Raw genomic sequence first — 23,848 nt, forward strand, 5'->3', positions numbered from 1 at the left:
TGTCAACCTGTTGGGAGTGGCCGTGGCCTTCGGTGACCAGCCCGCATACCTCCGAGTCGCCGGTGATCTTCGCCAGAAGATCGTCGCAGGCGAGCTGCCGCCGCACACACGCCTCCCCTCCCAGGCCCGCATCCGCGAGCAGTACGGCGTCTCGGACACCGTCGCCCTGGAGGCCCGCAAGGTCCTGATGGCCGAGGGTCTGGTGGAGGGGAGATCCGGGTCCGGCACCTATGTGCGCGAGCAGCCCGTGCCGCGAGCCCTGGCGCGTACGGGCTACCGCACGGCCGGCGAGTCCACGCCGTTCCGTCAGGAGCAGGCCGACAGCAGGGTCAAGGGCACCTGGGAGTCGCGCAGCGAGCAGGTCGCGGTGGACTCCGTGCTGGCGCGCAGGCTGCGCGTCGCCGCGGGCGACCGCGCGATGCGCACCGACTATCTCTTCCGGGCCGGGGGCGAGCCGGTGATGCTCTCCACCTCCTGGGAGCCCCTCGCGCTCACCGGGCGCACGCCCGTGATGCTCCCCGAGGAGGGGCCGCTGGCCGGGCGCGGTGTCGTCGAGCGGATGGCCGCCATCGACCTGATCGTCGACAACGTCGCGGAGGAGGTCAGCGCGCGGCCCGGCCTCGCGGAGGAGGTGCTGGCACTCGGCGGCGTCCCCGGGCACTACGTGGTGGTGGTCTCGCGCACCTATTTCGCGGGCGGCTGTCCGGTCGAGACGGCGGATGTGGTGGTGCTCGCCGAGCGCTATCGCGTCGCGTACCACCTGCCGGTCAAATAGCCAGGCCGCGCCGGACCCGCGTCCGCTACCACCTGCTCGTCAAGCGGCCATGAAGTCCGCGTGAACTGCCTCCGGACGTCCGGCGTACGCGTCCTGAAGATCGGTTTTCGGCCGCCCGTGATCCACTCCCCGATCTGTACCGGCAGGTAGGAAGTGTGCATTGTGTACCGCTTTGCCCCGATAGGGCAGGGCGTTTTTTAGTGTTGCAAACCTCACATACGGCCAGGTCAGAGCCTTTTCGCGGAATGCAATCGTCCAAATCGCTCGTACGATGGCGCGGTTTGTGTCCTGCCCGTGGGGGAGAAGAAAGCAAAGGAGATCCGGGGCGTTGAGTACCGAGCAGGGTTCCCACTCCAACTACCGCCGGACCCTCGGTCCGGTGGCGTTGACCGCCGTCGGCCTCGGGTCGATCATCGGCTCCGGCTGGCTCTTCGGCGCCCAGCGGGCCGCGGCCATCGCCGGTCCCGCCGCGATCCTCGCCTGGGTCATAGGCGCGGCCGTCGCACTGACCATCGCGCTCACCTACAGCGAGCTCGGCGCGATGTTCCCCAAGGCCGGCGGCATGGTCCGCTACGGCCAGTACTCGCACGGCTCGCTCGCCGGCTACCTCGCCGCGTGGGCCAACTGGATCGCGATCGTCTCCGTCATCCCCGGTGAGGCGACCGCCTCCGTGCAGTACATGAGCTCCTGGAAGTGGAGCTGGGCCAAGGAGCTGTACGACGGCAAGGAGCTGACGGGCAGCGGTGTGGCGCTGGCCAGCGTCCTGCTGCTCTTCTACTTCTTCCTCAACTGGTTCGCGATCACCCTCTTCGCGAAGACCAACAACGCGATCACCGTGTTCAAGGTCGTCATCCCGGTCCTGACCGCGGGCGCCCTGATGTGGGCGCACTTCGACACCAAGAACATCGAGTCCGCGGGCGGCTTCACGCCGAACGGCTGGAGCTCGGTCTTCACCGCGGTCGCGCTCTCCGGCATCGTCTGGGCCTTCAACGGCTTCCAGTCCCCGCTGAACATGGCCGGCGAGGCCCGCAACCCGGGCAAGTCGCTGCCGAAGGCCGTCATCAGCTCGATCCTGATCGCGCTGGTCATCTACATCGCGCTCCAGATCGCCTTCCTGATGGCCGTGCCGGCGAGCGACCTCTCCAGCCACGGCTGGGTGGACCTGGGCAAGATCTACAACTCGCCGCTCGCCGACCTGGCCGTCGCCTGGGGCCTGAACTGGCTCGCGATGCTGCTGTACGCGGACGCCTTCATCTCCCCGTCCGGCACGGGCATGATCTACGCCGCCACCACCTCGCGCATGATCCAGGGCGTGCAGGAGAACGGCCACCTGCCCGGCGTCTTCGGCAAGGTCGACAAGAAGACCGGCGTGCCGCGCCCGGCGCTGCTGCTCAACCTCGTCGTCGCGTTCATGTTCCTGGCCGTCTTCCGCGGCTGGGGCTCGCTCGCCGAGATCGTCTCGGTGGCCACCGTCATCTCGTACATCACCGGCCCCGTCGCCGTGATGTCGCTGCGCCGCATCGCGCCGGACATCAAGCGCCCGGTCATGCTGAAGGCCATGCCGGTCATCGCCCCCGTCGCGATGGTCTTCGGCTCGCTGGTCCTGTACTGGGCCCGCTGGCCGCTCACCGGCAAGGTCATCCTGATCATGGCCGTCGGCCTGCCGATCTGGGCCTGGTACGAGCTGCGCAAGCCGTGGGCCGAGCTCAAGCCGCACCTCAAGGCCGGCGTCTGGATGGTCGCGTACCTGCTGGTCATGGCCTTTGTGTCGTGGGCCGGCGGCACGGAGTTCGGCGGCAAGGGCTACCTGGCCCAGGGCTGGGACATCGCCGTCGTCGTGCTGCTCGCGCTCGGCTTCTACATGTGGGGCGTACGGAGCGCCTGGCGCAACCCCACCCTGGTCGAGACCGAGAAGGAGATGCGCGCCGAGCAGGAGCACGAGGAAGCCGCGCTCTCGGACGCCAAGGCGTAACTCCGCAAGCAGTGTCCCCGCAGGGGGCGGTCACGGGTCCACGACGGGCCTGCGACCGCCCCCTGCGGCGTTCCGGGGGAGATCCGGCGGTTGCGCGTGCGCATGCCGCGGGCAAGTCCGGGTAACGGCCAGGAGCGGCCTCGGGGAAGCGGCGAGGGACCGCTTGGCCAAATGCGTACCTCTTCGTGAAAAAGCGTATCCGCTGAGTAAAGGTCGGGCGTAGGCTCGGGCATATGCGGACTGCGGTTTCTCCGGGAAACGCCAGACGGTATGCGCCGGTGGGCACGGCGGCGGGAAGGCGGGGGCGATGACTGACAGCGGACCGGTCCTGCCCTGGCTGGTGATCCGTCAGGAGGGCAACGGCAACCGCTACCGCGTCGGGCGCTATGCCACGAAGACGGAGGCCGAGGAGGTCGCCGACCGGCTCGACGCCGGTGGCCGCCGACAGCTCTACGTCGTCGTGCGGGTGGGGCGCGCGGTCTCCTGACGCGAGCCCGGCGCATAGGCTGCACCCCATGACGACGGCGCGTGTGGTGGTGGGTGGAGCGGTGTTCGACCAGGGGCGGCTGCTCGCCGCGCGGCGCAGTGCGCCGCCCGAGCTGGCCGGTCGCTGGGAGCTGCCCGGAGGCAAGCTCGAACCCGGTGAGACGGCCGAGCAGGCGCTGGTCCGGGAGCTGCGCGAGGAGCTCGGCGTCGAGGTCGAGCCGCTGGAGCGGGTCGCGGGGGAGTGGCCCCTGCGGCCGCCGTTCGTGCTGCACGTGTGGACGGCGAAGCTCGTCTCGGGCACGGTGCGCGCCCTTCAGGACCACGACGAGGTGCGCTGGTTGACGCCCGACCGCGTCGACGAGGTCGACTGGCTGGACGAGGACAGGCCCGCCGTGGCGGCGGCCGTCCGCCTGCTCGCGGGCGCGTAGGGGCCGCCCGCCGGGGCCATGCGATCTTGGCCGGGCCCCGTCACCCGCCCGTCGCGCCGTACTCCATCCGTGTCACAGACCCCGCCCGCCGCCGCCAAGAAGATAGTCGGCCTGCCATATCGGGTATGTGCTGATTATTCTCCCCGAACCGGGGCAATCCCGGTGGGGTTCGCAGCGGTCTGGGAAGTGGTCGGCGTGAGCGACAGCGCAGGGACCCTGGCGTCCACGCCCGGATTCGCCGAGTGGAGCTTCCCCGCCGAGGCGGGCGCCGTACGGACCGCTCGTACGCTCGTGCGCGACACCCTGCGCGACTGGGGCCTCGAGGCGGTCACCGATGTGACGGTGCTGCTGGTCAGCGAGCTGGTCACCAATTCCCTGCGGTACGCGAGCGGCCCCATCGGCGTACGGATGTACTCCCGCGCCGGCCCCGTCCTGCTCGTCGAGGTCTCCGACCCGCTGCCCGACCCGCCCCAGGAGCGCGCGGCCCACCCCGACGACGAGGGCGGACGCGGCCTGCAATTGGTGGCATGCACATCCCGCCGGTGGGGAACGCGCAGGGGAAACACCGGCAAGACCGTGTGGTTCGAGCTGGGCCTGCCCGGTTAGTAACCCCCTGGGGAGACATAGCGGGTTGAGACCGTGCTGTGATCGTGAAGTCCGTGTTCCGAGAGGCCCCGGTGCTGGATACTCGGGCTTCTGATGCCGGTGCGAGCACATGAGCCGGAGGGGACGGGCACGTGAGCGAAAAGCCAGCGGGTACGGCGAGCGGTACGCCGGAGGGAACACAGGCCACCGCGATGTGGCAGAACAGCCCGCCGGGATCCCTCTACGACTACATCCGCGTGGCCTCGTTCTCCCTGGGCGCCGACGGGCGCATCCAGCAGTGGAGCGAGCGCGCGGCGGAGCTCTTCGGAATAGCGGCCCGGCACGCCGTCGGCAAGGACCCCCTGGAGATCTTCGCCCCCGCCGCGCCGGGGGCGAGGCGGGGTCCGGACCCCGCCGCCGCCCCGTTCCTGGGCGAGGGCGGGCTCGACGGCCGGGAGTGGACGGGCATCGTGCCCTATCCACGCGGCGAACGGTCACCGGGGCTGGCCGAGATCTATGTGATGCCCACCCGGAGCGAGAACGGCGAGCGCGGCGCGCTCTGCGTGGCCGTGGACGCCCGGGCGCTGCGGGGAATAGAGACCGACATCGCGGCCTCCGAGGCCGTTTTCGGCCAATCTCCCCTGGGATTCTTCTTCTTCGGCACGGACCTCACCCTGCTCCGCGTCAACGAGAGCTTCGCCCAGACCTTCGGCCGCCCCGCCGCCTGGCACCGCGGCCGCACCCCGCACGACTTCCTGCCCCGCGGCGAGGCCGAGCGGCTGACCGCGGCGCTGCGACAGGTCCTCGACACCGGGCGGCCGGTGTCCGACGTCCAGCTCGTGGGGCCGGTGCCCGGCCAGAGCGAGCGCCGCCGCTGGTCCGTCTCGCTCTACCGGCTGCACAGCGGCAGCGGACGGCCCATCGGGGTGGCCGCGCTCGCCACCGACGTCACCGGGCGCCGCCGCGCGGAGCGGGAGGCCGCGGGCGTGCGCCGCAACCTCGCGCTGCTCAACGAGGCGGGCGCGCGCATCGGCAACTCCCTGGACCTGGAGACCACCGCCCGGGAGCTGCTGGACGTCGCCGTGCCCCAGTTCTGCGACCTCGCCTCCGTCGACCTCTACCAGGGGCTGCTCGCCGGTGACGAGGCGCCGCCCGGCCTCGCCGACGGCAGCGGCGAGCTGCGTCGCGTCGCCTACGCCAGCGCGGTCTCCGGCGTGCCCGTCGACGGCGCCGACAAGCCCGTACAGGTCGGCGAGGTGCACCGCTACGCCTTCCACTCGCCGTACGCCGGGGCGCTGCGCACCGCGCAGGTGCAGGTGGTCCCGAGCCGCGAGCGCGAGGACGGCCCGGAGCTGGGCGCGGTCGTGCAGTCGACGCTCGCGGTGCCGATGGTCGCCCGGGACACGGTGGTCGGGCTGGCGCGGTTCTCCCGTACGAAGGGCAGCGAGCCGTTCGGGGAGCGCGACACCGCGCTCGCCGTGGAGCTCGCGGCGCGCGCCGCGGTCTGCATCGACAACGCCTGGCTCTACCGGCGCGAGCACGAGCGCGCGCTGATCCTCCAGCGCAGCCTGCTGCCCCCGGGCGACCCCGACGCCGCCGGGCTGGAGATCGCCTGCCGCTATCTCCCGGCCAACGCGGCCACCGAGGTGGGCGGCGACTGGTTCGACGTCATCGAGCTGCCCGGCCACCGCACCGCCCTGGTCGTCGGCGACGTCATGGGCCGCGGGCTGCGGGCCGCCGTCGCCATGGGCGAACTCCGCACGGCCGTGCGGACCTTGGCCATGCTCGACCTGGAGCCCGCCGAGGTGCTCTCCGCGCTCGACGAGATCGCCCACGGCCTCGGTCGGCCGGGCGGCAAGCAGTCGGCGTCGCGGGGCGTGCGCGGCGGCGTGCGGGCGGCCGACCTCTCCGAGGTCTATCTGGCCACGTGCGTCTACGCGGTCTACGACCCGGTCACCCGGCGCTGCACGGTCGCCAACGCCGGACACCTGCCGCCGGTCCTCGTCGAGGCGGGCGAGCCCGCGCTCCTGCTGGACGTGCCGCCCGGCATGCCGCTGGGCGTCGGCGGCGAGCCCTTCGAGCAGGTGGAGATCGACCTGCCGGACCGCGCGCTGCTCGTCCTCTACACCGACGGCCTCGTGGAGTCCCGCGACCACCCGCTGGACGAGGGCCTGGAGGCGTTCCGCGACGCCCTCACCGACCCCTCGCGCCCGCTGGAGGACGTCTGCGACCACGTACTCGGCGCGCTGGACACCCACCACGGCGAGGACGACATCGCGCTGCTCATGGCGCGGCTGCGGGGCCTGCCCGCGGACTGCGTCGGCGACTGGACGCTGCCGCCCGACGCCCGTTCCGTGGCCCGGGCCCGTGAACTGGCGCGCGAGCAACTGCTCTCCTGGGGCCTGGAGAGCCTCGTGGACACCACGGAACTGCTGGTCAGCGAGCTGGCCACCAACGCCCTGCGGTACGGCGAGGGCGAGATCCGGCTGCGGCTGCTCCTCGACCGGACGCTGGTGTGCGAGGTCTGGGACGGCGGGCTGGTCCAGCCCCGGCGGCGCCGGGCGCGCGACACGGACGAAGGGGGGCGCGGGCTCCAGCTCGTGGGGCTGCTCAGCTCGGCGTGGGGCAGCCGGCGCACGCCGCACGGGAAGACGGTGTGGTTCGAACTGGCCCTGCCTGACGGTGACACCCCCACGCCGGACGCGGTGGAGGCGCTGATGAGCCTGTACTGAACCGGGCCCCTCAGTCCGCCGCCAGACGGCCCCTCGTCGCGCCGCCGCCGAACGTCGCGGGGAGGAGGCCCGTCAGGATGATGCCGCCCAGCAGCGCCCCGCAGAGGGCCCGGGCGGGGTGGGGGGTGTGCGGGTCGTACGGGGTGGCGTAGTCGGCGACGTCGTGTTCGGCGAGGGCGCGGGCCTGGCGGGCCAGGGAGTCCGCGTCGCCCGTCGCGTGGAGGACCGCCCGGCCGCCCACGGGCACCAGGGCGCGGGCCACGGCCAGATGGCGCTCCGCCTCGGCCAGCCGGGTGCGGGCGCGGCAGCCGATCGCGCCCCGGTGGGTGCTGATGAAGTCCCGCGCCGCCGCCACCTCGCCCCGCGCGGCGCCCAGCGCCCGCTCCACGCGCCGCCGGGCGCGCCCCTCGTCGGCGTGGTCCCCGGCCTCCGCGTCGAGGACGGCGGCCGTCTCCTGCAGGCGCCGCAGCACCGCCCGGGGGTCGTAGCGCCCGCCCGCGATCTCCCGGTGCGCCGCCACGAGGGCCGCTTCGGCGGCCGCCACCCGCTCGGCGTCCGCGGTGCCCGCGGCCCGGGCGGCCAGCAGGCTCGCCTCCGCGTCGGCCAGGGCGACCGGCAGCCGGGCGGCCGTGCCGGTGAGCTCGCGGGCCCGGCGCAGCGCCGAGGTGGTGAGCGTGCGGGCCTGCGCGAGGGCGGCCTCGGCGGCGCGCAGGGAGATCGCCGCGCCGTCCGAGTCACCCTCCGCCAGGGCGCGCCGCGCCTCCGCCAGGCCCGCCGTGGCGAAGGCGAGACGGTCGCGGGCCTCGGCGGGGTGCCGGGCCACGGGGGAGAGCGCGGTGGTGGCGCAGCAGTCGGCGAGGGAGGCCAGCGCGGCCTCCGCGACATCGACGCGCGGCCCGAGCGCCCGCGCGGTGCCCTCGGCGTGCTCCAGGATGCCGGTGGCGTTGACCTTCAGGGCCCGCAGCCGGTCGAAGGCCGCGGACTCCGCGTCCAGCCGGCGGTTGGCGCTGGTGCAGTGCGAGCAGATCTCGTCCAGGGTGCGGCGGCGGATCTCCTCGTCCTCGTACGGCGCGTCGTCCAGGCCCTGCCGCAGCCGGAAGGCGTGGGCGAGTTCGCTCTTCGCGTAGGCGACGGCCTCGGCGAAGGGGCGGGTGGCCGACTTGCCCAACTGTGCGGTCGTGAAGAGGAGTTCCTCGGCGCTCGTACGGACCGCGTCGTCGGTCTCGACGAGGTTCCGCGCGGCCTCGGCCTCCAGCGCGGGCAACGGCGTGAGCGGCTGGGCCATCCGGGCGAGGCCGGGCGGGGTCGAGGTGGCGACGGTGGGCCGCTCCCGCCGGGCGGCGCGGCGGCGGGCCGCCCGGCGGGAGCAGAAGCAGAGGTAGAGCCCGGTCAGCAGGGCCAGGACCGCCACGGTCACCGGCAGCCAGACCCGGCGGTGGCCCGGCACCAGCCCGTCGCCGCCCGGGTCGCTGCTGCCGGGCGAGATCGCGGGGAGCTGGACCGGCTTGCCCTGGAGCACGGCGCCGTAGCCCTCGGCGGCGCCGATGGCGGCGCCCGCCCAGTCGTGCTGGGCCAGGGCGGGCGCGATCGCGGTGCCGGCGACGGCCCTCAGCTGCTCCTGGCGGAAGCCGGAGTCGGGGGCGGCGGAGACCGCGTACTGCTGCTCGTGGGTGGCGATGGCGAGCAGCACGTCGTGCGGGCCGAGGCCGTTGCGGTCGGCGGTGGCGTTCGCCCAGTCGTGCCCGGAGCGGCCGGAGAAGTCGCGCACATAGGTGACGTACAGCTGGATGTGGTGGGCGGTGTGGAGCCGGTTCAGGGCGCTGGTGACCTGTGTGCGGCGCTGCCCGAGGGCGCCGACGGTGTCGGTGATCCGGCCGCCGGTGTCCAGGTCGAGGGGCGTGTCGGCACGGGAGGGCGGGGCCGGGACCAGGAGCGCGCACAGCGTGAGGAGGGCGAGGGGGGCCCTGACCCTGGCCCGGCCCGGCGCCCCCGGCCCGTACCGCCTGGAAAGCCGTGTCACATTTGGGAGCGTATGGCGGTACTGCCCGACTCGCTACCGGGAGCTCGGAGCCCTCCACGGAGCGTGTTCGCGCCCGGCTTGCGCCGGGCTCACTCCCCGCGGCGCCGGATCTTGTTCCCGAGCCACACCAGTGGGTCGTACTTACGGTCGGCGGCCCGCTCCTTGAGGGGGATCAGGGCGTTGTCGGTGATCTTGATGTGTTCGGGGCAGACCTCCGTGCAGCACTTGGTGATGTTGCAGTAGCCCAGCCCGTGCTCGTCCTGCGCGGTGCGCTTGCGGTCGATGCCCGCCCCGTCCGCCGCGTCCAGGGGGTGCATGTCCAGCTCGGCGACGCGCATCAGGAAGCGGGGCCCGGCGAAGGCGGTCTTGTTCTCCTCGTGGTCGCGCACCACATGGCAGGTGTCCTGGCACAGGAAGCACTCGATGCACTTGCGGAACTCCTGCGACCGGCTGACGTCCTCCTGCTTCATCCGGTAGTCCCCGGGCGCCACCCCCGGCGGCGGTACGAACGCGGGCACCTCGCGCGCCTTCGCGTAGTTGAAGGACACGTCCGTCACCAAATCCCGCAGCACCGGGAAGGCCCGCATCGGGGTGACCGTCACCGTCTCGTCCGGGTCGAGGGACGACATCCGGGTCATGCACATCAGCCGCGGCCGGCCGTTGATCTCCGCACTGCACGAACCGCACTTGCCCGCCTTGCAGTTCCACCGGACGGCCAGGTCGGCGGCCTCGGTGGCCTGGAGCCGGTGGATGACGTCGAGGACCACCTCGCCCTCGTGGACGGCCACGGTGTAGTCGACGAGACCCCCGCCGTCCGCGTCACCCCGCCAGACCCGGAAATGGGCGTCGTAGCTCAAGTCGTCAGCTCCTCGTCCGTCAGGTACTTCACCAGCTCGTCCTTCTCGAAGAGCGCCAGCAGGTCACCGCGGATCGGCGGCATCTCGCGGCGCGCCACCCGCACCAGACCCAGCAGGGAATCGGCCGCCGCGGAGCCCGGGCTCTCCTCCGACAGCCGGCACACGAGGTTCACCCGCCGCCACTGCCGGTCCATCGCCGGGTGGTCGTCGCGGGTGTGCCCGCCCCGGCTCTCGGTGCGCTCCAGGGCCGCGCGCGCCACGCACTCGCTGACCAGCAGCATGTTCCGCAGGTCCAGGGCCAGGTGCCAGCCGGGGTTGAACTGCCGGTGGCCCTCCACCCCCGCCCGCCGGGAGCGCTCCCGCAGCGCCGCCAGCCGGCGCAGCGCCTCCGACATCTCGGGGCCCTTGCGGATGATGCCCACCAGGTCGTTCATCGACTGCTGGAGCTCCTGGTGGAGGGCGTACGGATTCTCCGCCGCGCCGTGCGAGACGGCCGGGTCGCCGCCCTCCACGCCGAACGGGCGCAGCGCCTCCGCCTCGGCCGCCTCGATGTCGGCGTCGGCCACGGCCGGCCGGTCCGCCGCCGCGAGCCCCGCCGCGTACCGGGCGGCGTGCAGCCCGGCCCGCCGTCCGAAGACCAGCAGGTCGGAGAGGGAGTTGCCGCCCAGCCGGTTGGAGCCGTGCATGCCGCCCGCGACCTCGCCCGCGGCGAAGAGGCCGGGCACGCCGACCGCCGCGGCCGTGTCCGGGTCGACGTCCACCCCGCCCATCACGTAGTGGCAGGTGGGCCCGACCTCCATCGGCTCGGCGGTGATGTCCACGTCCGCCAGCTCCTTGAACTGGTGGTGCATGGAGGGGAGCCTGCGGCGGATCTCCTCGGCGGGCAGCCTGCTGGAGATGTCCAGGAAGACCCCGCCGTGCGGGCTGCCGCGGCCCGCCTTCACCTCGGAGTTGATGGCGCGGGCCACCTCGTCGCGGGGGAGCAGCTCGGGCGGGCGGCGGTTGTGGTCGGGGTCCTCGTACCAGCGCTCGCCCTCGGCCTCGGACTCGGCGTACTTCTCCTTGAAGACGTCCGGGACGTAGTCGAACATGAACCGCTTGCCGTCGCTGTTGCGCAGCACCCCGCCGTCGCCGCGCACGGACTCGGTGACCAGGATGCCCTTGACGGACGGCGGCCAGACCATGCCGGTCGGGTGGAACTGCACGAACTCCATGTTGATCAGCGACGCCCCGGCCAGCAGCGCGAGCGCGTGCCCGTCGCCCGTGTACTCCCAGGAGTTGGACGTCACCTTGAAGGACTTGCCGATGCCGCCGGTGGCCAGCACCACGGCAGGCGCCTCGAGGGTGAAGAAGCGGCCGGACTCGCGCTCGTAGCCGAAGGCGCCGGAGATCCGGTCGCCGCTCTTGAGCAGGCGGGTGACCGTGTACTCCTGGAAGACCTTCAGCCGGGACTCGTGGTCACCGGTCTCCCGGTGGTCCTCCTGCTGCAGCGAGACGATCTTCTGCTGGAGGGTGCGGATCAGCTCCAGGCCCGTGCGGTCGCCGACGTGCGCCAGCCGCGGGTACTCGTGGCCGCCGAAGTTGCGCTGCGAGATCCGCCCGTCGGGGGTGCGGTCGAAGAGCGCGCCCCAGGTCTCCAGCTCCCAGACCCGCTCGGGCGCCTCCTGGGCGTGCAGCTCGGCCATCCGCCACTGGTTGAGGAATTTGCCGCCGCGCATGGTGTCGCGGAAGTGGACCTGCCAGTTGTCGCCCTGGTTGACGTTGCCCATGCTGGCGGCGATGCCGCCCTCGGCCATGACCGTATGGGCCTTGCCGAACAGGGACTTGCAGATCACCGCGCAGCGCAGGCCCTGCTCCCGGGCCTCGATGGCGGCCCGCAGCCCCGCGCCTCCGGCACCGACCACGACCACGTCCCAGGATTGCCGGGCCGTACGCGACATCAAGATTGCCCCTCTCTAGAAAAAGCGCGGATCGTCGAAGGCGCCACTGGCGACGAGATAGACGTAGAAGTCGGCGACCCCCACGCTGACCAGCGAGGCCCAGGCCAGCTGCATGTGGCGGGCGTTGAGCGCGCTGACCCAGCCCCACATGCGATAGCGGACCGGGTGCCGGGAGAAATTGCGCAGCCGGCCGCCGACGATGTGCCGGCACGAATGGCAGGAGAGGGTGTACGCCCAGATCAGGGCGATATTGGCGAGCAGCACCAGCGTGCCGAGCCCCATGTGGCCCCACTCGCCCCGCGCGTTGCGGAAGCCGAGCACCGCGTCATAGGTGAGGATGCCCGCGACGATCACCGCGAAGTAGAAGAAGTAGCGGTGGACGTTCTGGAGGATCAGCGGGAAGCGGGTCTCCCCGCTGTACTTCTTGTGCGGCTCGGCGACCGCGCAGGCCGGGGGCGAGGCCCAGAAGCCGCGGTAGTACGCCTTGCGGTAGTAGTAGCAGGTCAGCCGGAAGCCCAGCGGGAAGATCAGGACCAGCAGGGCCGGTGACAGCCCCCACCACGAGCCGAAGAGGCCCCAGTCCGCGCCGTCCTTCATGGGGACGCAGTTCTTCGCGATGCAGGGGGAGTAGAACGGGGAGACGTACGGGGCGGCGTAGTAGTCGCCGTTGGCGAACGCCCGCCAGGTGGAGTAGACGACGAACGCCAGCAGCCCGGCGGCCGTGGCCGCGGGGGCGAGCCACCACCGGTCGGTGCGCAGGTGGCGGGCGGCGATCGCGGCGCGCGACGCGTGGTGCACACCGCCGGGGGCCGGGCTGGGGGCGGTGCCTGTCCGGGGATCGGTACCAGTGGCCAAGTGGGACTCCGGGGAGGAGTGGGTGGTGGTCGGTCTCTCGCCGCGCTGCCCGGGGGTGTCAGGGGGCGTGCCGGTCGTGGGCCCCGAGCCCCTCCTCGTCGGCGTCCTTCCACAGCGAGGCGTCGTACGGGGCGTCGGGGACCTGCACCGGCTCGGGGCGAGGCTGGTCGGTGGGGTGGGCGGAGCGCAGGAGCGTGACGCTCTCGCGCAGGTGGGCGGCGTCGGTGCGCACGCGTCGCAGCTCCAGGTCCCTGGCGCCCAGGAGGGGTTCGAGCCGTGCGAGCGCCCGGCCGAGGTCGTCCAGGCAGCGCTGGACTGCCGTCACTTCATCGTTCAGGGACATGGGTCCTGCCCTCACTTCCGCGGTCGGCGGTTGCGGGTGGCGACGGTGTTGCGACAGTGAGTGTCGCGCGTCACACCCCTCCGGGGGAAGATAGCGTTCGCGATCGCCCTTTCGGGGGAGGCGTTCCCCCCGCGCCGGGGGCCCGGGGCATCGTTCGCCCACGTGGGTGGCGTACGGGCCGGCGGCGCCGTGTCGGCGCTTCTCCGCCATGCCCGTCGCCTTCAGTGGTTGTCGGTAGATGCGATCAACCGCGCATTGCGCCGATCGAGCACCGTCCGGCAGCCGGCCCCGTCCGGCGGAGGTATCCCATGGCACCCCTCTCGGCCCCTCTCTCGACCCTGGCCCGGTCCCGTACGGGCCGCTCCGCCGTGCTGCTCGCCGCGGGCGTCCTGCTCCCGCTGCCCGTCCTGGCCGGCTGCGGCGGCGCGGACCACGACGGCGCCGAGGGCTCGGTCACCCCGCCCGACATCGCCGCCGCCCCCCGGGCCAAGGTCGCCGACCGCGGCACCCTGCGCTGGGCGGTGGACGCGCTGCCCGCGACCTTCAACACCTTCCAGGCCGACGCCGACACCGCCACCCAGCGGGTCGCGGGCGCGGTGCTGCCCGCCCTGTTCACCATGGACCGGCGCGGCCGGCCGCAGCGCGATGCCGACTACCTGACGGCCGCCACCGTCGTCGAGCGCGAGCCCCGGCAGGTCGTCGTCTACAAGCTCAACCCCAAGGCGGCCTGGAGCGACGGGAAGGCCCTGTCCGCCGCCGACTTCGAGGCCCAGTGGAAGGCGCTGCGCGGCAAGGACAGCGCGTACTGGACGGCGCGCAACGCCGGCTACGACCGCATCGACCGGATCGAGCGGGGCACGAACGCCCAGGAGGTCAAGGTCACCTTCGCCAAGCCCTTCGCCGACTGGCCCTCGCTCTTCACCCCGCTCTACCCGAGGTCCGTGATGGGCAGCCCGGGCGGCTTCAACGACAGCGCCCGCAACGAGCTGAAGGTCTCCGCGGGCCCCTTCCGGGTCGACTCCCGCGACAAGGACGAGGGCACGCTCACGCTCGTGCGCGACCCGAAGTGGTGGGGCGACCGGGCCAAGCTGGACCGCCTCGTGCTGCGGGCCGTGCCGAGCGGCGAGCGGGCCGACGCGCTGGCCGACGGCAAGCTCGACCTCGCCGAGGTGAACCCGTCCGTCGCGAACCGCATCATTGCCGCGAACAAGCCCCTGAAGAAGGGGGACGGGGAGAAGGGGAACAGGGCCGTGGTGGGCAGGCCCCCCGAGGCGGAGGCGCTGCGCGGGCTGGCCGTCCGCAGGTCCCTGGAGCCCGCCTACACCCAGCTCGCCCTCAACGGCGCCTCCGGCCCGCTGTCCGACGAGCGGGTCCGCCGCGCGGTGGCCCGCGCCATCGACCGCAAGGACCTCGCCGAGTCGGTGCTGGCGCCGCTCGGGCTGCCCGCCGCCCCGCTCGGCAGCCACCTCTTCATGGCCGGCCAGCAGGGGTACGAGGACAACAGCGACGCCATCGGCGGGCCCGACCCCAAGGCCGCCGAGGCGCTGCTCGCGGACGCGGGCTGGCAGGAGAAGGGCCCCCGCGGCTCGGCGCTGGCGAGGAGGCAGGCGGAAGCGGACAAGGCGGGCCGTCCCGGCCGCGACACCGACCCGGCGGAGGACGAGGAGGGCACCCGGACCGGCGACGAACCGGGCGCGGACGCCGCCGAGGAGTCGGCCGCGGAGCGGCAGGAGCGCGAGGAGCGCACCGGGCAGCCGGGGGACGTCGACGAGAAGGGCTCCCGCGACACCGGCGGCAAGGCGGCCGCCGCCCCGGTCCGGATGAAGGACGGCAAGAAGCTCACCCTCCGCTTCATCCTGCCGGAGGGCTCGGGCGCCGAGCCGGTGCGGGCCGTCGGCGAGCGCATCGCCCAGCGCCTGGAAGCGGTCGGCATCCGCACCGACATCACCAAGGTCGGCGACTCGGGCTACTTCAAGGACCACATCGCAGCGGGCACCTACGACCTCGCCCTCTACTCCTGGCCCGCCACCGCCTTCCCCGCGACCGACGCGCGGCCCGTCTTCGCCAAGCCGCAGCCCGCGGCCGACGGCTCGCTGCTGGTGGAACAGAACTACACCCGGGTCGGCACGGACCAGATCGACCAGCTCTTCGAGCAGGCGTCGACCGAGCTGGACGCGGACGTCTCCCGCGAGCTCGTCGACCGCGCGGACGCCCGGATCTGGGCGGCGGCCGGCTCGATCCCCCTCTACCAGCGCCCCGAGCTGGTCGCCGCCCGCGACACCGTGGCCAACGCCGGGGCGTTCGGCTTCGCCACTCCGCGGTACCAGGACCTGGGCTTCAGGGGCTGAGCGGGCTCGATTCCGGCCAGGTTCAAAGAATAAGAGCAGGTCAGAGTACTCGTACGCATCCCCGGGCCGCCGAAGTCGGCCCGGGCCCGTACCATGGAGGCTGAGAGGCCGTGGCGTGTTCTGCCCGGCAGGCACGCGTACCGGACCGTACGCGCCGCCATCCACGATTCCGGGAGAAGCGCCGCAAGTATGCCCACCCGCCACGACATCCGTAACGTCGCCATCGTCGCCCACGTCGACCACGGCAAGACGACCATCGTCGACGCCATGCTCAAGCAGGCCGGCGCCTTCGCCGCGCACCAGCTCGAGTCCGTCGACGACCGCGTCATGGACTCGAACGACCTGGAGCGTGAGAAGGGCATCACGATCCTCGCCAAGAACACGGCGGTGAAGTATCACCCCAAGGACGGCGGGGACCCGATCACGATCAACATCATCGACACCCCCGGCCACGCCGACTTCGGTGGCGAGGTCGAGCGCGGTCTGTCGATGGTGGACGCGGTCGTGCTGCTGGTGGACGCCTCCGAGGGTCCGCTGCCCCAGACCCGCTTCGTGCTGCGCAAGGCGCTCGCCAAGCGCATGCCGGTCATCCTGTGCATCAACAAGACGGACCGTCCGGACTCCCGCATCGACGAGGTCGTCAACGAGACGTACGACCTCTTCCTCGACCTGGACGCGGACGAGGACCAGATCGAGTTCCCGATCGTCTACGCCTGCGGCCGTGACGGCGTCGCCTCGCTGACCAAGCCGGAGGACGGCACCGTCCCCGCGGACAGCACCAACCTGGAGCCGTTCTTCTCCACCATCCTGGAGCACGTCCCGGCCCCGACGTTCGAGGAGGAGGCGCCGCTCCAGGCGCACGTCACCAACCTCGACGCCGACAACTTCCTCGGCCGCATCGCGCTGCTCCGCGTCGAGCAGGGCGAGCTGCGCAAGGGCCAGACGGTCGCGTGGATCAAGCGTGACGGCACGACGTCCAACGTCCGCATCACCGAGCTGATGATGACCGAGGCCCTCACCCGCAAGCCCGCCGAGGTGGCGGGCCCGGGTGACATCTGCGCCGTCGCCGGTATCCCCGACATCATGATCGGCGAGACCCTGGCCGACCCGGAGAACCCGATCGCGCTGCCGCTGATCACGGTCGACGAGCCGGCGATCTCCATGACCATCGGCACCAACACCTCGCCGCTGGTCGGCCGTGGTGGCACGGGCAAGGGCGCGGACGCCAAGTCCGCCGTCAAGGACCGCAAGGTCACCGCCCGCCAGGTCAAGGACCGCCTGGACCGCGAGCTGGTCGGTAACGTCTCGCTGCGCGTCCTGGACACCGAGCGCCCCGACGCCTGGGAGGTGCAGGGCCGCGGTGAGCTGGCGCTGGCCATCCTGGTCGAGCAGATGCGCCGCGAGGGCTTCGAGATGACCATCGGCAAGCCGCAGGTCGTCACCAAGCAGGTCGACGGCAAGACCTACGAGCCGGTCGAGCGCCTCACGGTCGACGTGCCCGAGGAGCACATGGGCGCCGTCACCCAGCTCATGGGCACCCGCAAGGGCCGCATGGACAACATGTCCAACCACGGCTCCGGCTGGGTCCGCATGGAGTTCGTCGTCCCGTCCCGCGGCCTGATCGGCTTCCGTACGGAGTTCCTGACGAACACCCGCGGCACCGGCATCGCCCACTCCATCCACGAGGGCCACGAGCCGTGGTTCGGTGAGCTGAAGACCCGTAACAACGGCTCCCTGGTCGCCGACCGCGCCGGTGCCGTCACCGCCTTCGCGATGACGAACCTCCAGGAGCGCGGCGTCCTCTTCACCGACCCCGGCACCGAGGTCTACGAGGGCATGATCGTCGGCGAGAACTCCCGCGCCGACGACATGGACGTCAACATCACCAAGGAGAAGAAGCTCACCAACATGCGCTCCTCCTCCGCCGACTCCTTCGAGGCGATCGTCCCGCCGCGCAAGCTGTCGCTGGAGCAGTCCCTGGAGTTCTGCCGCGACGACGAGTGCGTCGAGGTGACCCCGGAGGCCGTCCGCATCCGCAAGGTCGTCCTGGACCAGAAGGAGCGCGGCCGCACCGCGTCCCGCGCGAAGCGCTAAAGGACCGCGCGAAGCGCTGACGCTCCGCCAGTTCACCGAGGCCCGGCTTCACCACTTTCCGAAGTGGTGGGGCCGGGCCTCTGGCATGCTCGGGGTGCGGCTGCCCTTCCGGTGCCCTCAAGACAAGTGATTTATCGCCAGGTTTAACCGCCGAGTGTCCGAATAGCGGACATGCGGAACCTGTTGTTGTGTTAACAGTCCGTTTCGCGGGTGTCTGTCTGTCCTCGCTTTGTCCGGATTTCGGACAGGTGAATGTGATCGATGTGACCAAAGCGAGACCCTTTAAGTGTGGTTTACAAGCCGGACGTACTCAATAGTTGGGTTCATTGAGCTCGGGTCAATGGGTCACGCGCTGTGGGGAGCGCCGACTCACGAGCACACTCGAGGTGCCGGTTCCGTCTCCGCTGTCAGGGGTGTCAGCGTGGGACCGGCGCCTCTCTTGTAGTGGACAGTGGACTCCTGAGGAGGCATACCCATGCGCGGTGCCAAGAGTGCGAAGTGGGTCACAAGCGCGATAGTCGTGGCGATGGCCGCAACTGCTTGTGGCGGTGGATCCGACAGCTCGTCAGATTCGGGCAAACCCCAGGGGTATGTCTCCATCGACAACGGTGAGCCGCAGAACCCGCTCATCCCGTCGGATGTGAACGAGACCTTCGGTCACCAGGTCGTCACCGCGCTGTACTCGCCGCTGGTGCAGTTCGGCGACCAGGGCAAGATCGTGAACGACGCCGCCGAGAAGATCTCGACGGAGGACTCCAAGATCTGGACGATCAAGATCAAATCCGGCTGGACGTTCCACAACGGCGAGAAGGTCACCGCCCAGTCGTACATCGACGCCTGGAACTGGGGCGCCAACGTCAAGAACAACCAGAAGGACAGCCTCTGGTTCAACGACATCAAGGGCTACGAGGACGTCCACCCGGAGAAGGGCGACCCGAAGTCCGACAAGATGTCGGGGCTCAAGGCCGTGGACGAGACCACGTTCACCGTTGAACTCAGCCACGCCGTCCCGTACTTCCAGTACAAGCTGGGCTACGTGCCGTTCATGCCGCAGTCGAAGGAGTTCTTCAAGGACCCGAAGGCTGCCGGCCAGAAGCCGATCGGCAACGGCCCGTACAAGTTCGAGAAGTGGGAGCACAAGAAGCTCATCCAGGTCGGCGCCTTCGACGGCTACAAGGGTGACGACAAGCCCAAGAACAAGGGCGTCCAGTTCAAGGCCTACTCCACGGTCGAGGCCGCCTACCAGGACCTGCTCTCCGACAACCTGGACGTGATCCGCCAGGTCGGGCCCAAGGACCTGCCGAAGTACAAGTCGGACCTGGGCGACCGGGCGATCGAGCAGCCCTACGCGGCCGTCCAGAGCATCGTCCCGGCCTACTACAGCGAGCCGTTCAAGAACGTCAACCCCAAGGTGATCCAGGGCCTGTCGATGGCCATCGACCGCCCGACCATCACCAAGACCGTCCTGAACAACACCCGCGTCCCCGCCACCAGCTTCACGGCGCCGGGTGTCATGGGCAACCAGACCGACCTCGGTGTCGACATCTTCAAGTTCGACCCGACGAAGGCCAAGGAGCTCATCAAGGAGGGCGGCGGCGTCCCGGGCAACAAGATCTGGATCCAGTACAACGGCGACGGCGGCCACAAGGAATGGATCACCGCCGTCTGCCAGAACATCCGGCAGAACACCGGCATCGAGTGCCTCGGCGACGCCAAGCCGGACTTCCAGGCCGACCTCGACGTCCGTGACCAGAACAAGGTCAAGGCGATGTACCGCGGTGGCTGGGTCGCCGACTACCCGCTGAACGTCAACTTCATGCGCGAGCTCTACCGCACCGGTGCCGAGGCCAACAGCGGCCGCTTCTCGGACAAGAGCATCGACGAGCTCTTCGACAAGGGCGACAACGCCAAGACCCTGGACGAGTCGGTCAAGCTCTACCAGGAGGCCGAGAAGGCCATGGCGCAGAAGATGCCGGCCATCCCGCTGTGGAACTACAAGGCCAACGCCGGGTTCTCCAAGAAGGTCGAGAACGTGAAGTTCGACTTCCGCGGCGACCCCGTCGTCACCGAGATCACCCCCAAGTAGTCCCCGCCCTCGCGGATTCCTTCGCAACCGGTTCCCCCGCCACCCCCGTAATCCGGTACGGGCGGGAAGGCGCCGGGGGCCGCCCCCACAGCCCCGCTGTCGGGGCGGCCCCCGGTGCCGTCGTTATCCATATGGAGGCACCATGGGGCGCTATGTCGCGCGGCGACTGCTCCAGATGATCCCGGTCTTCCTCGGGTCAACCTTGCTGATCTTCCTCATGATGCACGCCCTGCCCGGTGATCCCGTGCGGGCGATGTGGGGAGAGCAGGCCATCGATCCGTCGCAGATCGCCCGTGTCAAGCACGACCTCGGGCTCGACCTGCCGCTCTGGCACCAGTACTGGAACTACCTGAGCGGGCTGTTCCAGGGCGACTTCGGTACTCAGATCGCCAGCCAGAGACCTGTGGCCGATGTGATCGCCGACGCCTTCCCGGTGACCATCAGGCTGGCGCTCTTCGCGTTCGTCTTCACCGTGGTCGTCGGCATCAGCCTCGGTGTGCTGGCCGGTCTGCGCGCCGATCGCCTGCTGGACAAGGGGGTGCTCTTCTTCACCCTGTTGCTGGTCTCCGTGCCGTCCTTCGTCCTCGGCTACGCGTTCCAGTTCCTGTTCGCCATGAAGCTGGGCTGGTTGACGCCCACCGTCCAGAACTCCGAGGACTTCGGGCAGTTGTTCATGCCGGCCATCGTGCTGGGCTCGCTGTCCCTCGCGTACGTCACCAGGCTGACCCGGACCTCCATCGCGGAGAACCTGCGCGCGGACTACATCCGTACCGCCGTTGCCAAGGGCCTGCCGCGGCGCCGCGTGGTCGGCGTCCACCTGCTGCGCAACTCCCTGATCCCTGTGGTGACTTTCCTCGGGACAGACCTCGGCGCTCTGCTGGGAGGCGCGGTCGTCACCGAGGGCATCTTCAACATCAACGGTGTCGGACGCGTCATCTACGAGGCCCTCAACCGCCATGAGGGCTCCACCGTCACCGGTGTCGTGACGCTGCTCGTCATCGTCTATCTCCTGGCCAGCCTGATCGTCGACCTGCTTTACGCGGTCCTGGACCCGAGGATCCGTTATGCCTGAGGCAACCGAAGGGACCGCCACGCTCCCGGCCGCCGAGGAGCAGGCCGTGCCCAAGAGCCAGGGCAGGAGCGACGGCGCCAAGCCGCGCAGCCTGTGGTCCGACGCCTGGCGCGATCTGCGCCGCAACCCGCTGTTCGTGGCGTCGGCCGTGCTGATCCTGCTGCTCCTGGTCATGACGGCCTTCCCGAGCCTGTTCACCGACGCCTCGCCACGCGACGGCAACCTGCAGGGCGCCTTCCTCAAGGACCCGGAGTACGGGAAGGTCTTCTCGGCCGAGTGGCTCGGCTACGACGGCCAGGGCCGCAGCATCTGGGCCCGCCTCGTCTACGGCGCCCGCGCCTCCGTCATCGTCGGTGTCGTGGTCACCGCCGCCGTCACCCTCTTCGGCGGCCTCGTGGGCATGCTGGCGGGCTACTTCGGCGGCTGGCTCGACAGCCTGCTCTCCCGCCTCACCGACATCTTCGCGGGCATCCCGTTCCTCCTCGGCGCCATGGTCGTGCTCACTTCTTTCGACGTGCGCTCCGTCTGGGTGGTCTCCGCGGCCCTGGTCTTCCTCGGCTGGACCCAGATCGCCCGTGTCATGCGAGGCTCGGTGATCTCCTGCAAGCAGGCGGACTACGTCGTGGCCGCCAAGGCCCTCGGCGCCGGCACCGGCCGGATCCTGCTGCGGCACATCCTGCCCAACGCCGTCGCACCGGTGATCGTGGTCGCGACCATCGCGCTCGGTGGCTACATCTCCGCCGAGGCCACCCTTTCCTACCTGGGCATCGGCCTTGCCGACCCGGTCGTGTCCTGGGGCATCGACGTCTCCGCGGGCAAGGACCAGCTGCGCAACGCGCCGCACGTCCTGCTGTTCCCGGCGCTGATGGTCTCCATCACGGTGCTGGCCTTCATCATGCTCGGCGATGCGGTCCGCAACGCCCTCGACCCCAAGCTGCGCTGAGGGAGGCGTACGTGACCGACAAGAACGCCAAAAAAGTGCCCCTGCTCGAAGTCCGTGACCTGCACGTGGAGTTCCACACCCGCGACGGCGTCGCCAAGGCCGTCAACGGTGTCAACTACTCCGTGGACTCCGGGGAGACGCTCGCCGTGCTCGGCGAGTCCGGCTCCGGCAAGTCCGTGACGGCGCAGGCCATCATGGGCATCCTCGACATGCCGCCAGGGAAGATCCCGCAGGGCGAGATCCTCTTCCGCGGCGAGGACATGCTGAAGATGTCCGCCGAGGAGCGGCGGAAGATCCGTGGCGCCAAGATCGCCATGATCTTCCAGGACGCGCTCTCCTCCCTGAACCCCGTGCTCAGCGTCGGCTACCAGCTCGGCGAGATGTTCCGCGTGCACAAGGGCATGTCCAAGAAGGAAGCCAAGGCCAAGGCCATCGAGCTGATGGACCGGGTCCGGATCCCCGCGGCCAAGGAGCGGGTCAACGACTATCCGCACCAGTTCTCCGGCGGTATGCGCCAGCGCATCATGATCGCGATGGCGCTGGCCCTGGAGCCGGACCTGATCATCGCGGACGAGCCGACGACCGCCCTGGACGTGACGGTCCAGGCGCAGGTGATGGACCTGCTCGCCGAGCTCCAGCGCGAGTACAACATGGGGCTCATCCTCATCACCCACGACCTGGGTGTGGTGGCGGACGTCGCGGACAAGATCGCCGTGATGTACGCGGGCCGGATCGTCGAGACCGCGCCGGTGCACGAGCTCTACAAGCGCCCCGCGCACCCCTACTCGCGCGGCCTGCTCGACTCGATCCCGCGCCTGGACCAGAAGGGCCAGGAGCTCTACGCGATCAAGGGCCTGCCGCCCAACCTGCTGAACATCCCGGCCGGTTGCGCCTTCAACCCCCGCTGCCCGATGGCACAGGACACCTGCCGCACGGACGTGCCCGTCCTGCACCAGGTGACCGAGCGGGACGGCGACGTGCTCGCCGGCCGCGGCAGCGCCTGCCACTTCTGGAAGGAGACGATCCATGGCTGAGACCGGCAAGAAGGACGAGGCCGTGGGCGAGGCGACGCCGCACGTCACCGAGGTCGTCTCCAGCGACGCGAGCACGACCGCGGAGGTCGAGGCGGTTCTCGACGCCCCGGTCGAGCGGGGTGAGCCGATTCTCCAGGTCCGCAACCTCGTCAAGCACTTCCCGCTGAACCAGGGGATCCTCTTCAAGCGGCAGGTCGGCGCGGTCAAGGCCGTCGACGACATCTCCTTCGACCTCTACCAGGGCGAGACGCTCGGCATCGTCGGCGAGTCCGGCTGCGGCAAGTCCACGGTCGCCAGGCTGCTGATGACCCTGGAGACGGCCACCTCGGGCGAGGTCTTCTACAAGGGCGAGGACATCACCAAGCTGTCGGGGCGCGCGCTGAAGGCCGTGCGCCGCAACATCCAGATGGTGTTCCAGGACCCGTACACCTCGCTCAACCCGCGCATGACCGTCGGTGACATCATCGGCGAGCCCTTCGAGATCCACCCCGAGGTGGCACCGAAGGGCGACCGGCGCAAGCGGGTGCAGGAACTGCTGGACGTCGTCGGCCTCAACCCCGAGTACGTCAACCGCTATCCGCACCAGTTCTCCGGCGGCCAGCGCCAGCGCATCGGCATCGCCCGCGGCCTCGCGCTCAACCCGGAGATCATCGTCTGCGACGAGCCGGTCTCGGCGCTGGACGTCTCGGTGCAGGCGCAGGTCATCAACCTGATGGGGAAGCTCCAGGACGAGTTCAACCTCTCCTACATCTTCATCGCGCACGACCTGTCCATCGTCCGGCACATCTCCGACCGCGTCGGCGTGATGTACCTCGGCAAGATGGCCGAGATCGGCACGGACGCGCAGATCTACGAGCACCCGACGCACCCGTACACCCAGGCGCTGCTCTCCGCCGTGCCCGTGCCGGACCCGGAGGCGCGCGAGGGCCGGGAGCGGATCATCCTCACCGGTGATGTGCCGTCGCCCGCGAACCCGCCGTCCGGGTGCCGCTTCCGCACGCGGTGCTGGAAGGCGCAGGACAAGTGCGCGGAGGAGCTGCCGGTGCTGGCGATCCCCGAGGTCTTCAAGGGGAAGGACACCCCGGCGGCGCACGATTCGGCGTGCCACTTCGCCGAGGAGAAGCGAGTGGTTCCGGCGGCGTAGTTTTCGTCTGCGGGCCGGTTGCCGGGGCTCCGCCCCGGACCCCGGTCCTCAAACGCCGGACAGGCTGGTTTTCCAGCCCGTCCGGCATTTGAGGACACCGCACTCACGCATACGGGCGGTTTCCGCCCCGTCCA

18 protein-coding genes are annotated in these 23,848 nt (G+C 70.7%); 13 read left to right on the plus strand and 5 right to left on the minus strand.

What is annotated here, in order from left to right:
- Positions 1-22: 22 nt before the first annotated feature.
- The 6 genes from DXZ73_RS27270 to DXZ73_RS27295 all read left to right on the plus strand — a co-directional run bounded on the left by DXZ73_RS27270 (position 23) and on the right by DXZ73_RS27295 (position 6,978).
- Positions 23-775, plus strand: coding sequence for a GntR family transcriptional regulator (locus DXZ73_RS27270; protein ID WP_116215889.1), 753 nt, complete (start codon positions 23-25; stop codon positions 773-775).
- Positions 776-1,103: 328 nt separating this feature from the next.
- Positions 1,104-2,747, plus strand: a complete 1,644-nt coding sequence (locus DXZ73_RS27275; protein WP_240351507.1) for an APC family permease — start codon at positions 1,104-1,106, stop codon at positions 2,745-2,747.
- 307 nt (positions 2,748-3,054) lie between these two features.
- Positions 3,055-3,234, plus strand: coding sequence for an SPOR domain-containing protein (locus DXZ73_RS27280; protein WP_116213683.1), 180 nt, complete (start codon positions 3,055-3,057; stop codon positions 3,232-3,234).
- A 28-nt stretch (positions 3,235-3,262) separates the two neighbouring features.
- A complete protein-coding gene (locus DXZ73_RS27285; protein WP_116213684.1) occupies positions 3,263-3,661 on the plus strand; it encodes a (deoxy)nucleoside triphosphate pyrophosphohydrolase in 399 nt (132 codons plus the stop codon).
- A 186-nt stretch (positions 3,662-3,847) separates the two neighbouring features.
- The gene (locus DXZ73_RS27290; protein WP_116215890.1) at positions 3,848-4,267 is read left to right on the plus strand and encodes an ATP-binding protein; all 420 of its coding nucleotides are present in this window, start codon (positions 3,848-3,850) and stop codon (positions 4,265-4,267) included.
- A gap of 191 nt (positions 4,268-4,458) precedes the next feature.
- Positions 4,459-6,978, plus strand: a complete 2,520-nt coding sequence (locus tag DXZ73_RS27295) for a SpoIIE family protein phosphatase (RefSeq protein WP_116213685.1) — start codon at positions 4,459-4,461, stop codon at positions 6,976-6,978.
- Positions 6,979-6,988: 10 nt separating this feature from the next.
- Here the strand turns inward: DXZ73_RS27295 and DXZ73_RS39630 are convergent, their stop codons facing one another.
- The 5 genes from DXZ73_RS39630 to DXZ73_RS27320 form a co-directional block, all read right to left on the minus strand.
- Entirely contained in the window at positions 6,989-8,998 is a 2,010-nt protein-coding gene (locus DXZ73_RS39630) for a TPM domain-containing protein (RefSeq protein WP_116213686.1), read from the minus strand.
- An 89-nt stretch (positions 8,999-9,087) separates the two neighbouring features.
- Positions 9,088-9,855 carry a succinate dehydrogenase/fumarate reductase iron-sulfur subunit gene (locus tag DXZ73_RS27305; protein ID WP_116213687.1) on the minus strand — a complete coding sequence of 256 codons (768 nt, stop codon included), beginning with the start codon at positions 9,853-9,855 and terminating at the stop codon, positions 9,088-9,090.
- Positions 9,852-11,795, minus strand: coding sequence for a fumarate reductase/succinate dehydrogenase flavoprotein subunit (locus DXZ73_RS27310; RefSeq protein WP_116213688.1), 1,944 nt, complete (start codon positions 11,793-11,795; stop codon positions 9,852-9,854). Before DXZ73_RS27310 ends, DXZ73_RS27305 begins: the two co-directional genes overlap by 4 nt.
- A 15-nt stretch (positions 11,796-11,810) precedes the next feature.
- Positions 11,811-12,650: a hypothetical protein gene (locus tag DXZ73_RS27315; RefSeq protein WP_116213689.1), complete on the minus strand. Its 840-nt coding sequence runs from the start codon at positions 12,648-12,650 to the stop codon at positions 11,811-11,813.
- A gap of 58 nt (positions 12,651-12,708) precedes the next feature.
- Positions 12,709-12,993, minus strand: coding sequence for a hypothetical protein (locus DXZ73_RS27320; protein WP_116213690.1), 285 nt, complete (start codon positions 12,991-12,993; stop codon positions 12,709-12,711).
- Positions 12,994-13,301: 308 nt separating this feature from the next.
- Between DXZ73_RS27320 and DXZ73_RS27325 the strand changes: the two genes are divergently transcribed.
- The 7 genes from DXZ73_RS27325 (at position 13,302) to DXZ73_RS27355 (ending at position 23,714) form a co-directional block, all read left to right on the plus strand.
- Positions 13,302-15,341: an ABC transporter family substrate-binding protein gene (locus tag DXZ73_RS27325; RefSeq protein WP_116213691.1), complete on the plus strand. Its 2,040-nt coding sequence runs from the start codon at positions 13,302-13,304 to the stop codon at positions 15,339-15,341.
- A gap of 189 nt (positions 15,342-15,530) precedes the next feature.
- The gene (gene typA, locus DXZ73_RS27330; protein WP_116213692.1) at positions 15,531-17,435 is read left to right on the plus strand and encodes a translational GTPase TypA; all 1,905 of its coding nucleotides are present in this window, start codon (positions 15,531-15,533) and stop codon (positions 17,433-17,435) included.
- Between the two features lie 475 nt (positions 17,436-17,910).
- Positions 17,911-19,521 carry a peptide ABC transporter substrate-binding protein gene (locus DXZ73_RS27335; protein WP_116213693.1) on the plus strand — a complete coding sequence of 537 codons (1,611 nt, stop codon included), beginning with the start codon at positions 17,911-17,913 and terminating at the stop codon, positions 19,519-19,521.
- Between the two features lie 142 nt (positions 19,522-19,663).
- Positions 19,664-20,593, plus strand: a complete 930-nt coding sequence (locus DXZ73_RS27340; RefSeq protein ID WP_116213694.1) for an ABC transporter permease — start codon at positions 19,664-19,666, stop codon at positions 20,591-20,593.
- Positions 20,586-21,536 (plus strand): ABC transporter permease, encoded by a 951-nt coding sequence (locus DXZ73_RS27345; RefSeq protein WP_116213695.1) that lies wholly within the window; start codon positions 20,586-20,588, stop codon positions 21,534-21,536. Before DXZ73_RS27340 ends, DXZ73_RS27345 begins: the two co-directional genes overlap by 8 nt.
- A gap of 11 nt (positions 21,537-21,547) precedes the next feature.
- Entirely contained in the window at positions 21,548-22,570 is a 1,023-nt protein-coding gene (locus DXZ73_RS27350) for an ABC transporter ATP-binding protein (RefSeq protein ID WP_240351508.1), read from the plus strand.
- A complete protein-coding gene (locus DXZ73_RS27355; protein WP_116213696.1) occupies positions 22,563-23,714 on the plus strand; it encodes an ABC transporter ATP-binding protein in 1,152 nt (383 codons plus the stop codon). Before DXZ73_RS27350 ends, DXZ73_RS27355 begins: the two co-directional genes overlap by 8 nt.
- The last annotated feature ends 134 nt before the right edge of the window (positions 23,715-23,848 follow it).

Source organism: Streptoverticillium olivoreticuli subsp. olivoreticuli, assembly GCF_003391135.1.
In the GTDB taxonomy this organism is placed as follows: domain Bacteria; phylum Actinomycetota; class Actinomycetes; order Streptomycetales; family Streptomycetaceae; genus Streptomyces; species Streptomyces blastmyceticus.

Bases quoted from the DNA above. Each gene is read 5' to 3' on its own strand.
- DXZ73_RS27280 (WP_116213683.1), top strand. From the start codon at position 3,055: ATGACTGACAGCGGACCGGTCCTGCCCTGGCTGGTGATCCGTCAGGAG.
- DXZ73_RS27285 (WP_116213684.1), top strand. From the start codon at position 3,263: ATGACGACGGCGCGTGTGGTGGTGGGTGGAGCGGTGTTCGACCAGGGG.
- DXZ73_RS27295 (WP_116213685.1), top strand. From the start codon at position 4,459: ATGTGGCAGAACAGCCCGCCGGGATCCCTCTACGACTACATCCGCGTG.
- DXZ73_RS27310 (WP_116213688.1), bottom strand. From the start codon at position 11,795: ATGTCGCGTACGGCCCGGCAATCCTGGGACGTGGTCGTGGTCGGTGCC.
- DXZ73_RS27320 (WP_116213690.1), bottom strand. From the start codon at position 12,993: ATGTCCCTGAACGATGAAGTGACGGCAGTCCAGCGCTGCCTGGACGAC.
- DXZ73_RS27325 (WP_116213691.1), top strand. From the start codon at position 13,302: ATGGCACCCCTCTCGGCCCCTCTCTCGACCCTGGCCCGGTCCCGTACG.
- typA (WP_116213692.1), top strand. From the start codon at position 15,531: ATGCCCACCCGCCACGACATCCGTAACGTCGCCATCGTCGCCCACGTC.
- DXZ73_RS27335 (WP_116213693.1), top strand. From the start codon at position 17,911: ATGCGCGGTGCCAAGAGTGCGAAGTGGGTCACAAGCGCGATAGTCGTG.
- DXZ73_RS27340 (WP_116213694.1), top strand. From the start codon at position 19,664: ATGGGGCGCTATGTCGCGCGGCGACTGCTCCAGATGATCCCGGTCTTC.
- DXZ73_RS27345 (WP_116213695.1), top strand. From the start codon at position 20,586: ATGCCTGAGGCAACCGAAGGGACCGCCACGCTCCCGGCCGCCGAGGAG.
- DXZ73_RS27355 (WP_116213696.1), top strand. From the start codon at position 22,563: ATGGCTGAGACCGGCAAGAAGGACGAGGCCGTGGGCGAGGCGACGCCG.